The organism is Sphingomonas sp. Leaf32, assembly GCF_001421765.1.
GTDB lineage: Bacteria > Pseudomonadota > Alphaproteobacteria > Sphingomonadales > Sphingomonadaceae > Sphingomonas.
This window is the reverse complement of sequence record NZ_LMLA01000010.1, coordinates 59,091-71,965: the sequence shown is the minus strand read 5'-3', so window position 1 is coordinate 71,965 and position 12,875 is coordinate 59,091. Positions and strand designations below refer to the sequence as shown.

Sequence of the window (12,875 nt, the reverse complement as noted above, 5' to 3'; positions counted from 1 at the left end):
CGGTTCATTGATCGTGCAGCCCCTTTGCCATAGAGGCGTTCGACAATCATGGTTTTCTCCAAGCTATTTCGCCGGACCGCCGCACCAGCGCCCCGTATTGCCGATGGCCACATCGTCTATGCGATCGGCGACATCCACGGGCGGCTCGATTGCCTGGAGGATTTGCTGGCGCGGATCGATGCCGATCCGGGGCGCGGCGACCGGCGCGTCACGCTGGTGTTCCTCGGCGACCTGATCGATCGCGGACCCGATTCGCGGGGCGTGGTCGAACGCGTCATGGCGCTGTGCGCGGCCAGCGACGACGTGCATTGCCTGTTCGGCAACCATGAGGAACTGCTACTGGAGGCCGCCGAGGGCGCGCGACAGGCGCTCGGCATCTTCAACCGGGCCGGTGGCCGCGAGACCCTGCTCAGCTACGGCGTGGACGACGCGACCTATGAGCGCGAGGATTTGAAGGGCGTCCAGCGCCTGATCCGTGAACATGTACCCGCCGACCATCTCACCTTCCTGCGGTCGCTGCCCGACAAGATCGTGATCGGCGATTATGTGATGGTCCATGCCGGCCTTCGTCCGGGCGTGGCGCTGGAGGATCAGAAGGCGTCCGACCTGCGCTGGATACGAGCCCCGTTCCTCGACCATGGCGGTCGGTTCGAACGCTTCGTGATCCACGGCCATACCGTCACCGACGAACCCGATGTCCGCGCGAACCGGATCGGAATCGATACCGGCGCCTACCGTACCGGGCGGCTGACGGCACTGGTGCTGGAGGGCGACTCGCGCCGCTATCTGACGACTGCCTGCCCCGAGGGAAGCGGTATCAGCGTCGATTGAGAAACAGCGCGCGGTCCCGTTGGTTACGATCGTCGGGCACTCCGCAGCGCCGGGCAGTTTCTGCCGCCGATCATGGCGGCATCCGTGGCCCAAGCCGATCGACCTTCACCGGTCTATCGTCACCCCGGGCTTGACCCGGGTCCACGGTACGGCGATCGGTGCAGCCAGTGCTTCGCAGGACAAAGTGAGCGGCGAGGTGGACCCCGGAACACGTCGAGACCTCTGCGAAAGTCTCGAACAGAGCCAACGCCTCGCCGTACCCCGGCGAAGACCGGGGTACAGTTGGAAAGGCTTTTCCGTATCTCAACGACGCCCCCCAGCCGGACCCCGACCTTCGCCGGGGTACGGATCGAGGGCTTTTGCAGAGGTCTCGAACACGTCCGGGGTAACGAGGGGATTGTACGTCGCCCAGCGAACACCCTCGGATTGGCTGAATATCGATCGATCCAGAGCCTCGTGCAGACGAACCCCTACCGACTGTAGATGCCCTTGAAGCCGTTCGAGGAACGTCGGTTGGGCCGTTTGGGGCGCCCTGCCGGTCGACCGCACCCACCCGACAAGCACGATCGCACCGCAACGCAACGAAAAAGGGCGCCCCGTGAGGGACGCCCTTTCCGCAGATCGTAGCGCAGTTGCCCGCGCGAACAATCAGTTGCTGTCCGAATCGCTGTCCGAGTCGGCGACGACGACGATGCCAGCGACGACGGCAGCAGCAGCCAGCAGAGCGACGATGATGCCGCCGCCGGCGAGCTTCTCACCCTTGGCAGCCGGCGCCGACGCGCGAGCAACCGACAGCTTCGAAGCGTTGGCAGCGTTGGCGATCGTCGGAGCGACGGTCATCGACACGGCCGAAGCCGCGATCAGCATCTTCTTGGCAAAACCCATTTCTACACTCCCTTGTAAAACTCTACGTCGGATCGCCTTTTGCATAGCAGCACGCCACCTGCAAGTCTTATCCACCCGTTCGCGACCAGCCGTTGATTCCGGAAGACCAATAATGGTCGCGCGGGTGACTGCCCCCGAACAGGTTAAATTCATGTTAGTTCCCGGTCGGAAAATAGTCGAATCGTGACTTGCCGATACATCCGGTGGCATTCGCCCTAGTCGAGCGGTTGGTCGCGGGTCACCAGAACTGGTGGGCGATACGGAATGGGTGCGTCCTTGGGCAGTGCCGCCAGTTCCGCCGCGATCAGTTCGGCGCGCTTGCCGGCCGACGAATGGGTTCTGCTGTGGAAAATCCCGCCATCGATTCGCGCGCCCGGCCCCTGCCAGAACCGCACCGCCTCCTGCGGGTCCCACCCGGCATTGCGGAGCAGGTGCACGCCCAGCCGGTCGGCTTCGTCCTCCGTCCGGCGGTGAATGCGGCCATTGCGGCCGAGTTCGCGCAGCAGGCCCCGACTGACCCCGGCCGCCTCCAGTCGGGCGTGGTGATTGAGGATATTGTGCGACAGTTCATGCGCGACGACCACCGCCAGCGCCGGGTCGGCCAGCCGATCGAGGAACGCGCTGGAAATCTGTACCAGCCGCCCATCGGCGACGGCATCCATCGCCGTCCCCACCCGCAGTTCGAACAGCGTCCGGCATCCCGGCGATGGCGCGACGCGGACCGCCCGCTCCGCGCTGGCGCGGCGCAGGACGAGGGCCAGCGGCCGGTCCGCCGGCTGCGCATCGATCAACGCCACCATCGCGTCGCGGGTGCCGACATGCCCCCCTCCGCTGGCGACCGGAACGGCCTTGCCGTTGACGCTGACGATCGAATCGTCGGCGCGAATCCCGGCACGATCGGCCGGACTGCCCGGTATCACCCCTTCGACCGCGATGGCGGTCGCGAACCCGAACACGGTGCGCGCGGTCGCCTGCTCCGATTCGGCATATTGGTCGATGGCGTGGACGACCATCCCCGGTACCGGCACGATCTCGCTGCACAGAGGGGCATTGGCCGTCGCCAACCGGTAACCGATCGCGCCCAGCCGCAGATCGGCCACACGCAGCGCCTCCAGCGTCGCGACATCCGCCGGCGCGGGCGCGGGAGCCGCACCGATGACGAGCAACGCCGCCAGCAGCCACGGCCGACGCCGAAAACGAAATTGCGCGCCGCGGCCAGTGCGCGCCAGAAAGGTGCCAGAAGCCATGCGCGTCGAATATCATGAAAGCGGCGGATCAGGCGATCCGCTGCGTGGCCAAAAGGACCGTCCCGGTGCGAGGTCCATCCGCAAGGCTCCGGAATGCGGCGGTGACGTAGGTTCGATCGACGTTCAGTGTGTCAGTGCACGATGTTTGTGCGAAGCCGCGAAGCGAAGAAAGAAGATGGTTCGCGCGGAGGCGCGGGGGACGCGGGAACGGCGCGTGAAGCAAAGCGGAACTCGCTTCATCGACGCTACGATGACGGACCGACCGGTAATCGACCCTGCGATCAGCCCCGTGAACGACACCTCCGCGTCCTCCGCGCCTCCGCGCGAAAATCCGACTTCTTGGTGTTTTAGCCGTCGTCGCGTGGACATCTCCCACCGGCGAATAATGTCGATCGGCCTTAGGACCCTTAAAACGCGCATGGGGCGAAGGAAACGTCCGGACCATGAGCGACATGGCGGCCACCATTATTCCCTACAAAGCTATCACTCGCCGGAAGGCATGAAGACCGGGACGCTCCGGGGGCAGCCCCACATTCCGACTTGCCCGTGCCCCAAACGAAAACGGCGCCGGTACTACCGGCGCCGTCTGCGATCGGTGCGAATGGTGTCAGCGTCCGGCGGGCGGGGCTCCCGCACCCGGCGGCGGCACTGCGCCTCCCTGCTGCTGCTGCATCATCTGCTGCATCTGGAGCTGCTGGAGCACGGTTTCCGGAATGAAGTCGATCATCTCGACATCGAACACCAGCACCTGCTTCGCCAGCTTTTCGACTTCCGGCGACATGGGCGGCGCGCCTTCGGGACGCGGGGCGGCATAGCCCAGTTCCGGCTTCAGCCAGAACCGGTACTTCGCACCCTTCGGCATCAGCTTGATCGCCTCGCCAAAGCCGGGGACGACGCTCTTGGGCGACATCGGCATCGGCTGACGGCTCTGGTCGAAGATCGTGCCATCGGTGAACTTGCCGACGTAATTGACCAACGCCACGTCGGCGTCGGTCGGCGTCGGGCCGCTCCCCTTGGTCAGCACTTCATATTGCAGGCCGCTGGCGGTCGTGACGATGCCGGGGCGCGAAGCGTTGGCAGCCAGGAACGAATCGGTACCGCTGCGCGTGCCGGCCCATGCGAAGCCGGCCGCGAGCAGCAGGGCCAGCACGATTCCCACCCATATCCAGACGATATGACGCTGCTTGACGGGATGCAGCGGAACGGCAGTGACCGACATCGAAACCCCTTATGGCGCGGCAGGATGCCGCATCGCATGGTATAGCGGGGTCACCGGCGAACGGCCGGCGACCCGATTCGCTTCTTACCGGGCGCTGTCGCGTTCCATCCGCTTGCGCTCCAGCTTGCGGGCGCGACGGACGGCGGCGGCACGCTCGCGAGCGCGCTTTTCCGACGGCTTTTCGTAGTGACGGCGCAGCTTCATCTCGCGATACACGCCTTCGCGCTGCAGCTTCTTCTTCAGCGCACGAAGGGCCTGATCGACATTGTTGTCACGGACGATGATCTGCATGGGGTCGTAAAGCTCCGGGTCTTTATCGCAATAGAATAGGGTTCGCCGAAGCATGGCTGCGGCGTGACGAATCCCCCTAACAGGACTGTCCGCGCCGGGCAAGTTAAACCGCCATGGTTCAGAAGATGAGGTCGCCCCCCGCGCGGCCAGCGAGGATTCGCCCGATCGCATCGAACAACGCGTCCATCGCCACTGGCTTGAACAATACTTCGTCGGCACCGGCGGCGATGCAGCGCTCGGTCAGATCGACCGCAGTGTCGGCGGTCACAACGATGATGGGCAGCGCCCGCTTCGCATCGTCCCGGTCACGCACCCGCCGAATCACTTCGAACCCGTCCATGCCGGGCATCCGCAGGTCGAGCAGCACCAGGTCGAAATCGCCTTCGTCGATTCGCTGCAACCCCGCCTCGGCGCAATCCGCCTCGACCATGGCCGCACCGGCCACGTCGAGCATGTCGCGGACGACCCGACGGTTCATCGCATCATCCTCGACGAAAAGGATTTTCATGCCGCTTTCGCCGTTCGGGCATCGAAGGATATGACGCTGTTCATATGGCAATCCGCTATCGCGCTATGCGGCGTTCGGTACAAGGGGAACCGCAGGCGCGCCTTGTGATGATACGACAAATAGCGCGTCGATTAGTTGCGTAGCCGAAACAGGTTTTTGCAGCAATGTAACCGTCTGCGGATTGATCGGGATTTCATCGTTCGCCCGCGCCATGACGACCATTCGCAAATTACGCGTGGCGGCGATCCGGGCGAGGTCGGACAGGTCGCTTGCCGGGTCGCTCGACCCGGCGGACAGCGATGCCATGTCGACCAGCACCGCCTTGGTAGCGACGTCCGACAATCGCTCGCGAAGTGCGCCGGCATCGTCGACGAACGCGGTGTCGCCGACATGGCTGGCGAATGACGTCCGCATCATGCCACGCGCGATCGGATTGCGCTCCAGGATCACCAGCGTTTCGGCCGGAACCGCATCGCCCGGACACGCATCGCCCGATTCGGGCACGACCGGCACCAGCGGCAGGTCGAGCAGGAACGTCGCGCCTTCGCCCGGAACGCTGTGGACGGTGATGTCGCCCCCCATCGCCCGCGCCAGATTGCGACAGATGGTCAGGCCAAGGCCGGTGCCGCCGAATCGGCGGGTCGTGCTGTTGTCGGCCTGCTGGAACGATTCGAACACGTCCTCCAGCCGGTCGGGCGCGATGCCGATGCCGGTATCGGCCACCGCCATCGTCAGCCGATCGCCGTTCGCGGCCACCCGCATCGCGATCTCGCCCGACTGGGTGAACTTCAACGCGTTCGACAGCAGGTTGAACATGATCTGCCGCAACCGGACCGGATCCCCCTCCACCCACCGCGGAACGTCGCCCAGATCAAGGACGAAGCCCAGCCCGCGATCCTCGGCCTGACGCCGCCACAACCGCGCCAGGTCCTCGACGGTCGCGATCAGGTCGGTCGGCACCCGTTCGACCGTCAGCTTGCCCGACTGCATCTTGGCCACGTCGAGAATATCGTCGACCAGCGAGCGCATCGTGACGCCGGCATCGTGGATGATGTCCAGCCGGTCGCGCATCTCGGGTGCCAGCCGTTCGTCGCACAGCATGACCTGCGCCATGCCGAGAATGCCGTTGAGTGGCGTGCGGATTTCATGACTGGTCGTGGCGAGGAAATCGCCCTTCGCCTTCAGCGCCTTCTCCAGCGCGGCATTGGTCGCCGCCAGATCGACGTTGGCGAGCCGGATGGCATTGCGGCTGCGGCGAAGCGTGACGACGCCGAAGACCAGCAGCGCGATGAGCACCGCCACCGCCGCCGCGATGCTCCCGAACAGGATGCGCTGAAACCGCGCGCTTGCCCGTTCGAACGCGACGTTGCGGCGCAGTTCCTCCTGCTTCAGCCGCGCGATGCGCAACTCCTGATTCTGGAAATCGAACCGCGCCGACATCAGCGCGGTCTTGGTGGAGGTGGTCAGTTGCGTCGCCTGCGCATTCAATCGGTCGAGCGCTTCAAGATGCTTCAGCGCCTTCTCGGTCTCGCCCGCGGCGGCGTAGACACCGTACGCATTGCGGTGATTGTCGCGTGCAGTGAGCGGCGTCTTCGTCAGGTCGACACCGGCGAATGCAGCATCCACCAATGTTACGGCCAGGGAAGTGTCGCCGCGATCGATCGCGATCCTGGCAGCCAGCGCCTGCAACTGACTTACCGTCGAAGGCGAATCCGCCCTCCGCGCGATCGCCATGCCCCGAACGACGGCCTGCCAAGCCGATCTTGGCTGTCCCGCACCGTGATAAGCGCGGGCGATATTGCCGAAAATGCGTGCCTCGAATGTCGGATTTTCGATCCGGCGCACTAGCCCCAATGCCCGCCGAAAATCCACCAGAGCGCCTTCATATCGGCCCATTTCGGTCAGGACGTTACCGCGATTGTTCAGGAGCGAGACCAGCAGCAAAGGATCGGCGGCATAGGCGTCGATCGCCTGATCATAGTAGCGCAGGGCCGCTTCGAAATCTGCACCTTGCCGATACAGTGCGCCAATACTCAACAAGGCCATGGCCTGGCCTCGACGATCGCCGGTTTCGCGATAGATGCGATAGGCGGCCTGATAGTCCGCCAATGCCAGCGCAACTCCGCCGCCATCCGAAGCAACATCGCCACGAGTCCGGAGAATATCGCCTTCGAGCGCGACCCGCGGTCGGATTTTTTCAACAATGTTCAAAGCGAGAGCGATTTCGCGCCGCGCGTTGGCAGCGTCGCCCATTCTGGAATAGGCCTCTGCCTGAAGCCAGATACTTGCGGCCGCCAGACGCGAACCACTCCCTTCGCGCGCTACCGCCTCCCGCTCCAGCGCCTCACTCTCCCGCAGACCACGCTCCGGTTCGGCAACCAGCCGGCTGCGCACAGCGTCGTAACGCTGCTCTAGAACCTGATCCGTGCCTTGGGCTGTCGCTACGGAAATCGAGAGCGGCAGGATCAGTATGGCGAAGAAAATACGACGCACTCGACCAGACCTGTCGCAACCTTCGCCATTGACGGTCAGCGATTGGCGGCGGACCATCACCCAGCCCTCCACTGACCCTCGTTGCGGCGGAACGAGAAGCGCGGACCAGCCATCGCCGCGACGTGGCGTTCTTCGGACAGAAACGTCAGAAAGGCACCGAACTCAATCGGGCGGCTGATGAGGAATCCCTGCACCATGTCGCAGCCCATCACCCCCAGCAGCGCGAGCGCGGCCGGCGTTTCCACCCCTTCCGCCGTGACCTCCATGTCGAGGGCGTGCGCGAGATCGATGGTCGAGCGGACGATCAACGGATCGCGGTTGCTGCTGGTCAACTGGGTCACGAACAGCTTGTCGATCTTGAGTTCGGTGGCGGGCAGGCGCTTGAGATAGGCAAGCGACGAGAGTCCCGCGCCGTAATCGTCGATGGCCAGCGGCACGCCGATACCGGCGAAGATGCGCAGGTTGGCGATGGCGCTTTCCGGATCGCGAATGACGGCGGTTTCGGTGATCTCGAACCCGATCTTTGCACCGCCGGCACTCACCAGCGCGCACGCATCCCGGACGAACCCCGCATCGGACAGCAGAATTCCGGAAATATTGATGAAGATCGGAATGTCATGGCGCTGTGCAGCCATCGCGCGCTGATCGGCGATCGCGCGTTCGATGATCCATAGCGTCAGGGGACCGATGGCATTGGAACGCTCTGCCGCCTCAATGAACATGCCCGGCAGGATCAGCCCGCGCACCGGGTGGCGCCAGCGCACCAGGGCCTCGGCGCTGACCACCTGCTGCTGCCGCACGCGAACCTTGGGCTGATATTGCAGGAAGATTTGTCCGCTCGCGATCGCGTCGGGCAATTCGCGCATCAGCTGGATCGGATCGTCACCTGCCGACGGGTTGGCAAGGTCGCGGATGACGTCGCTGCGGATTTCGCGCGCATCGATCAGTGCTTGCTCGGCCGCCTCGACCAGTTGAACGTCGTCGGCATCCAGCGTTGGCGCTCCGACACCCCCGATTCGCAACGACAGGCGATGGGTTTCGCCGTCGAGATCGAACGGCTCGGACATGAGCGCCCGCACCTGCTCAACGATCGCAACCCCGTCGGCAGACGAGTCGCAGTCGAACGACAACTCCATCGCCATCTGTCCGGATGACGCGGCGCGAATCATCGGCAGCGCCGTCATCAGGCGCGCCACGACGTCCGCGATCACCAACCGGGCGCGCGGTACGCCTACGCTCCGGCGAAGCGCGACGAAGTCTTCCAGCTCCGCCAACAGGAGAAAGCGGTAGAGCGAGAGATCGCGGGGGAGCTGCGTCAGATCGATCGCCGCAGCGGACAGATCGCGAATCGGCGCCCCACGCTGGGATCGTGGGCGATTCCTGGCTCTTACAAGCGGGAATTGATCCGATGTGGCGCGACGCATGACCCGCCCGGACTACCCTCCGAACTGGAAAGCTTTGGTTAACATCGGTGACCGGAATCCCACGCAGAGTCGGCGCGATTCCGGTTTGGCTTTAGGTTAATTTTGCGTTAATAGTTGTGAGCGCTTCGGCGTAACTGGGAGAAAGAAAATGCAGGCGTTTTTCGCTCTGTTCCGAGATCACTACGGCGACGATCTGCGTCCGATCTGAACGGAACCGGCGCCTGGGTCGGCCCGGCTCGCCGGGAAGGTCCAGGCGCTTTTTATTCGCCCATCCCCCGATTACGGACGGCCGCTATCGTCCGCCCCTGCTCCCGCCACTCGACACGATAGCTGAACTGCCGCGCGCTGCAGGAAACGTTGTTTTGGTGGATGGACCCGGATCGCTACCTGCGATCCCATAATGACCGACATCCCCACCGATCGCCTGACCCATCTCCAGCGGCTGGAGGCGGAGAGCATCCACATCCTGCGCGAAGTCGTGGCCGAGGCCGAACGCCCGGTCATGCTCTATTCGGTCGGCAAGGATTCGGCGGTGATGCTGCACCTTGCCAAGAAGGCCTTCTATCCCGCGCCGCCGCCCTTCCCGTTGCTGCATGTCGATACGACGTGGAAATTCCGCGCGATGTACGATCTGCGCGACAAGGCGGCGCGCGATGCGGGGATGGAGCTGCTGGTCCATCGCAATCCCGACGCGATCGCCCGTGGCATCAACCCGTTCGACCATGGCAGCCTGCACACCGACCTGTGGAAGACCGAGGGGTTGAAGCAGGCGCTGGACCATCATGGCTTCGACGCGGCGTTCGGCGGTGCGCGGCGCGACGAGGAGAAGAGCCGTGCCAAGGAGCGCGTCTTCTCGTTCCGCTCGGCCAACCACCGCTGGGACCCAAAGGCACAGCGGCCCGAGCTGTGGCACCTCTACAATGCGCGCAAGGCGAAGGGCGAATCGATCCGCATCTTCCCCTTGTCGAACTGGACCGAGCTCGACATCTGGCAATATATCCTCGCGGAGAAGATCGAGATCGTCCCGCTCTATTTCGCCGCCCCCCGCCCGACCGTGGAGCGCGACGGCATGTTGCTGATGGTCGATGACGATCGTTTCCCGCTGGCACCCGGCGAAGTCCCGGTCGAGCGGTCGATCCGTTTCCGCACGCTCGGCTGCTACCCGCTGACCGGCGCGGTCGAGAGCGAGGCGGCGACATTGAGCGAAGTGATTCAGGAAATGCTGCTGACCACCACCTCCGAACGGCAGGGCCGCGCGATCGACCGTGATGCAGGCTCGGCCAGCATGGAGAAGAAGAAGCAGGAGGGGTATTTCTGATGACGAACGCCCCCGCCTATACCCCCGACGCGCTGATCGCCGACGACATTGACGCCTATCTCGCGCAGCACCAGTCGAAATCCCTGCTGCGCTTCATCACTTGCGGGTCGGTGGACGACGGCAAGTCGACGCTGATCGGCCGGCTGCTCTATGATTCGAAGATGATCTTCGAGGATCAGCTCGCCGCGCTGGAAAGCGATTCGAAACGAGTCGGCACACAGGGGCAGGAGATCGACTTCGCCCTGCTGGTCGACGGCCTCGCCGCCGAACGCGAACAGGGCATCACCATCGACGTCGCCTATCGCTTCTTCGCGACCGAAAAGCGCAAGTTCATCGTCGCCGATACGCCCGGCCACGAACAATATACCCGCAACATGGTGACCGGCGCGTCCACCGCCGACCTGGCGGTGATCCTGATCGACGCGCGCAAGGGCGTGCTGACCCAGACGCGGCGGCACAGCTATCTGGCGCACCTGATCGGCATCCGCCACATCGTGCTGGCGGTGAACAAGATGGATCTGGTCGGCTATGACCAGGGCGTGTTCGACCGCATCGTCGCCGACTATGCCGCATTTGCCGAATCGATCGGCATTGCCGGCTTTACCGCGATCCCCCTGTCGGGGTTCAAGGGCGACAATATCGCCACCGCACCGTCGACCAACACGCCATGGTATGCCGGTCCGGCGCTGATCGAGCATCTGGAATCGGTCGAACTGGACAGTGAGGCTGCCGCCGGCCGCGCGTTCCGCCTGCCGGTGCAATGGGTCAATCGTCCGACCCTCGACTTTCGCGGGTTCGCCGGACTGATCGCCAGCGGGACGGTGCGGCCGGGCGATGCGGTGCGGGTGCTGCCGTCGGGCAAGACCAGCCATGTCGCGCGCATCGTCAGCATGGACGGCGACCTGCCCCGCGCGGTCGCGGGCCAATCGGTGACGATCACGCTCACCGACGAGATCGACTGTTCGCGCGGCGACGTGATCGCGGCGGCGGACGCTCCGCCGCAGGTCGCCGACCAGTTCCGCTCGACGATCGTGTGGATGGACGGCGAACCGCTGCTGCCCGGTCGCGCCTATTGGCTGAAGACCGGGTCGGGCACGGTGTCGGCGACGATCCAGCCGCCGCGCCATGCGATCGATGTCAACACGCTGGCCGAGCTGTCGGTCAAGACGCTGCAGCTCAACGACATCGGCGTGGCGGACGTGTTCACCGATCGCGGCATCGCGTTCGAACCCTATGCCGAAAGTCGCGACCTGGGCGGGTTCATCCTGATCGACAAGATCACTAACGCCACCGTCGCCGCCGGCATGATCGACTATTGCCTGCGCCGCAGCCAGAACGTCCATTGGCAGTCGATCGACATCACCCGCGAGGCGCACGCCGCCCAAAAGAACCAGTCGCCGCGCGTCCTGTGGTTCACCGGCCTGTCGGGATCGGGCAAGTCGACCATCGCCAATCTGGTCGAAAAGAAGCTGCACGCGCTGGGCAAGCACAGCTTCCTGCTCGACGGCGACAATGTCCGCCACGGCCTGAACCGCGACCTGGGCTTCACCGATGCCGACCGGGTCGAGAATGTCCGCCGGGTGGGCGAGGTCGCCAGGCTGATGGCCGATGCCGGACTGATCGTGCTGACCGCGTTCATCTCCCCCTTCCGTGCCGAGCGCGACCTTGCGCGATCGATGCTGCCCGAGGGCGAGTTCGTCGAGGTGTTCGTCGACACGCCGCTGGCCGTGGCCGAAGCGCGCGACGTGAAGGGCCTTTATGCCAAGGCGCGCAGCGGCGGCCTTGCCAATTTCACCGGCATCGACAGCCCGTACGAACCGCCGCTCCGCCCCGACATCCATGTCGACACCACGCGCGAGACGCCAGAGGCAGCCGCCGAACGCATCGTCGAACATGTGCTGGGCATCTGGGCGCCCACGCTGTGACCGACGACGCGCTGCTGGCGACCGCCATCGCCGCTGAAGCGGGCAAGCTGTTGCTGGCGATCCGGGCCGAGGGGCGCGAGACCGGCAAGGCATTGGGCGACCGTGCCGACGCGCAGGCCAATGCGCTGATCCTCGAACGGCTGCGCACCGCCCGGCCCGATGCGTTCGTGCTGTCGGAGGAATCCGCCGACGACAAGGCACGCTGCGCGGCGTCGCAGACGTGGATCGTCGATCCGCTCGACGGCACGCGCGAATATGCGGAGGGGCGGGACGACTGGGCAGTGCACATCGCGCTGGCGGTCGGCGGTCGGGCGGCGGCGGGCGCGGTCGCGCTGCCGGCGCTGGGCATCGTGCTGTCGAGCAGCCCCGCGCCGATCGTGCCCCCCGCCCCGCCCCGGCCGCGCATGGTCGTCAGCCGCACCCGCCCCGCGCCCCAAGCGCTGGCGGTGGCGGAGGCGATCGGTGCCGAGCTTATCCCGATGGGATCGGCGGGCGCGAAGGCGATGGCGGTGGTGCGCGGCGAGGCCGACATCTACCTCCACGCCGGCGGACAATATGAATGGGACAGTTGCGCACCGGTCGCGGTGGCGCTCGCCGCCGGGCTGCACGCGTCGCGGATCGACGGGACGCCGCTTTATTATAATTGCCACGATACCTGGCTGCCCGACCTGCTGATCTGTCGCCCGGCCGATGCGGCGCGGATCCTGCCGCTGATCGGAACCTGACGCCGCCCC

At 65.1% G+C, this 12,875-nt stretch carries 11 protein-coding genes; 4 read left to right on the top strand and 7 right to left on the bottom strand.

Annotation, left to right across the window (positions count from 1 at the left end):
* Positions 1-48: 48 nt before the first annotated feature.
* The gene (locus ASE83_RS14160) at positions 49-831 is read left to right on the top strand and encodes a metallophosphoesterase family protein (RefSeq protein WP_055791471.1); all 783 of its coding nucleotides are present in this window, start codon (positions 49-51) and stop codon (positions 829-831) included.
* A 648-nt stretch (positions 832-1,479) separates the two neighbouring features.
* Here ASE83_RS14160 and ASE83_RS14155 read toward each other — a convergent pair.
* The 7 genes from ASE83_RS14155 to ASE83_RS18250 form a co-directional block, all read right to left on the bottom strand.
* Positions 1,480-1,716, bottom strand: coding sequence for a hypothetical protein (locus tag ASE83_RS14155; RefSeq protein ID WP_200909374.1), 237 nt, complete (start codon positions 1,714-1,716; stop codon positions 1,480-1,482).
* 215 nt (positions 1,717-1,931) lie between these two features.
* Entirely contained in the window at positions 1,932-2,963 is a 1,032-nt protein-coding gene (locus tag ASE83_RS14150; RefSeq protein WP_156353191.1) for a M48 family metallopeptidase, read from the bottom strand.
* Positions 2,964-3,570: 607 nt separating this feature from the next.
* On the bottom strand, positions 3,571-4,182 hold the full coding sequence (locus tag ASE83_RS14145) for an FKBP-type peptidyl-prolyl cis-trans isomerase (protein ID WP_055791468.1): 612 nt from the start codon (positions 4,180-4,182) through the stop codon (positions 3,571-3,573).
* 84 nt (positions 4,183-4,266) lie between these two features.
* On the bottom strand, positions 4,267-4,473 hold the full coding sequence (rpsU, locus tag ASE83_RS14140; protein WP_010545388.1) for a 30S ribosomal protein S21: 207 nt from the start codon (positions 4,471-4,473) through the stop codon (positions 4,267-4,269).
* 118 nt (positions 4,474-4,591) lie between these two features.
* Positions 4,592-4,981, bottom strand: coding sequence for a response regulator (locus tag ASE83_RS14135; protein ID WP_055791465.1), 390 nt, complete (start codon positions 4,979-4,981; stop codon positions 4,592-4,594).
* Between the two features lie 63 nt (positions 4,982-5,044).
* On the bottom strand, positions 5,045-7,234 hold the full coding sequence (locus ASE83_RS14130) for an ATP-binding protein (protein WP_055791463.1): 2,190 nt from the start codon (positions 7,232-7,234) through the stop codon (positions 5,045-5,047).
* 296 nt (positions 7,235-7,530) lie between these two features.
* Positions 7,531-8,685, bottom strand: a complete 1,155-nt coding sequence (locus ASE83_RS18250; protein ID WP_235513253.1) for an EAL domain-containing protein — start codon at positions 8,683-8,685, stop codon at positions 7,531-7,533.
* Between the two features lie 613 nt (positions 8,686-9,298).
* Here ASE83_RS18250 and cysD point away from each other — a divergent pair.
* The 3 genes from cysD to ASE83_RS14110 are packed head-to-tail and all read left to right on the top strand — an operon-like array spanning position 9,299 to position 12,866.
* Entirely contained in the window at positions 9,299-10,216 is a 918-nt protein-coding gene (gene cysD, locus ASE83_RS14120; protein ID WP_055791460.1) for a sulfate adenylyltransferase subunit CysD, read from the top strand.
* Positions 10,216-12,141: a sulfate adenylyltransferase subunit CysN gene (gene cysN / locus ASE83_RS14115; protein WP_055791457.1), complete on the top strand. Its 1,926-nt coding sequence runs from the start codon at positions 10,216-10,218 to the stop codon at positions 12,139-12,141. Before cysD ends, cysN begins: the two co-directional genes overlap by 1 nt.
* Positions 12,138-12,866, top strand: coding sequence for a 3'(2'),5'-bisphosphate nucleotidase CysQ (locus ASE83_RS14110; RefSeq protein ID WP_082443356.1), 729 nt, complete (start codon positions 12,138-12,140; stop codon positions 12,864-12,866). The genes cysN and ASE83_RS14110 overlap by 4 nt, the downstream gene beginning before the upstream one ends.
* The last annotated feature ends 9 nt before the right edge of the window (positions 12,867-12,875 follow it).

Coding starts and splice junctions, on each gene's coding strand:
- ASE83_RS14150 (WP_156353191.1), bottom strand. CDS start 2,963: ATGGCTTCTGGCACCTTTCTGGCGCGCACTGGCCGCGGCGCGCAATTT.
- cysD (WP_055791460.1), top strand. CDS start 9,299: ATGACCGACATCCCCACCGATCGCCTGACCCATCTCCAGCGGCTGGAG.
- ASE83_RS14160 (WP_055791471.1), top strand. CDS start 49: ATGGTTTTCTCCAAGCTATTTCGCCGGACCGCCGCACCAGCGCCCCGT.
- ASE83_RS14145 (WP_055791468.1), bottom strand. CDS start 4,182: ATGTCGGTCACTGCCGTTCCGCTGCATCCCGTCAAGCAGCGTCATATC.
- ASE83_RS14130 (WP_055791463.1), bottom strand. CDS start 7,234: ATGGGCGACGCTGCCAACGCGCGGCGCGAAATCGCTCTCGCTTTGAAC.
- rpsU (WP_010545388.1), bottom strand. CDS start 4,473: ATGCAGATCATCGTCCGTGACAACAATGTCGATCAGGCCCTTCGTGCG.
- ASE83_RS14155 (WP_200909374.1), bottom strand. CDS start 1,716: ATGGGTTTTGCCAAGAAGATGCTGATCGCGGCTTCGGCCGTGTCGATG.
- ASE83_RS14135 (WP_055791465.1), bottom strand. CDS start 4,981: ATGAAAATCCTTTTCGTCGAGGATGATGCGATGAACCGTCGGGTCGTC.
- cysN (WP_055791457.1), top strand. CDS start 10,216: ATGACGAACGCCCCCGCCTATACCCCCGACGCGCTGATCGCCGACGAC.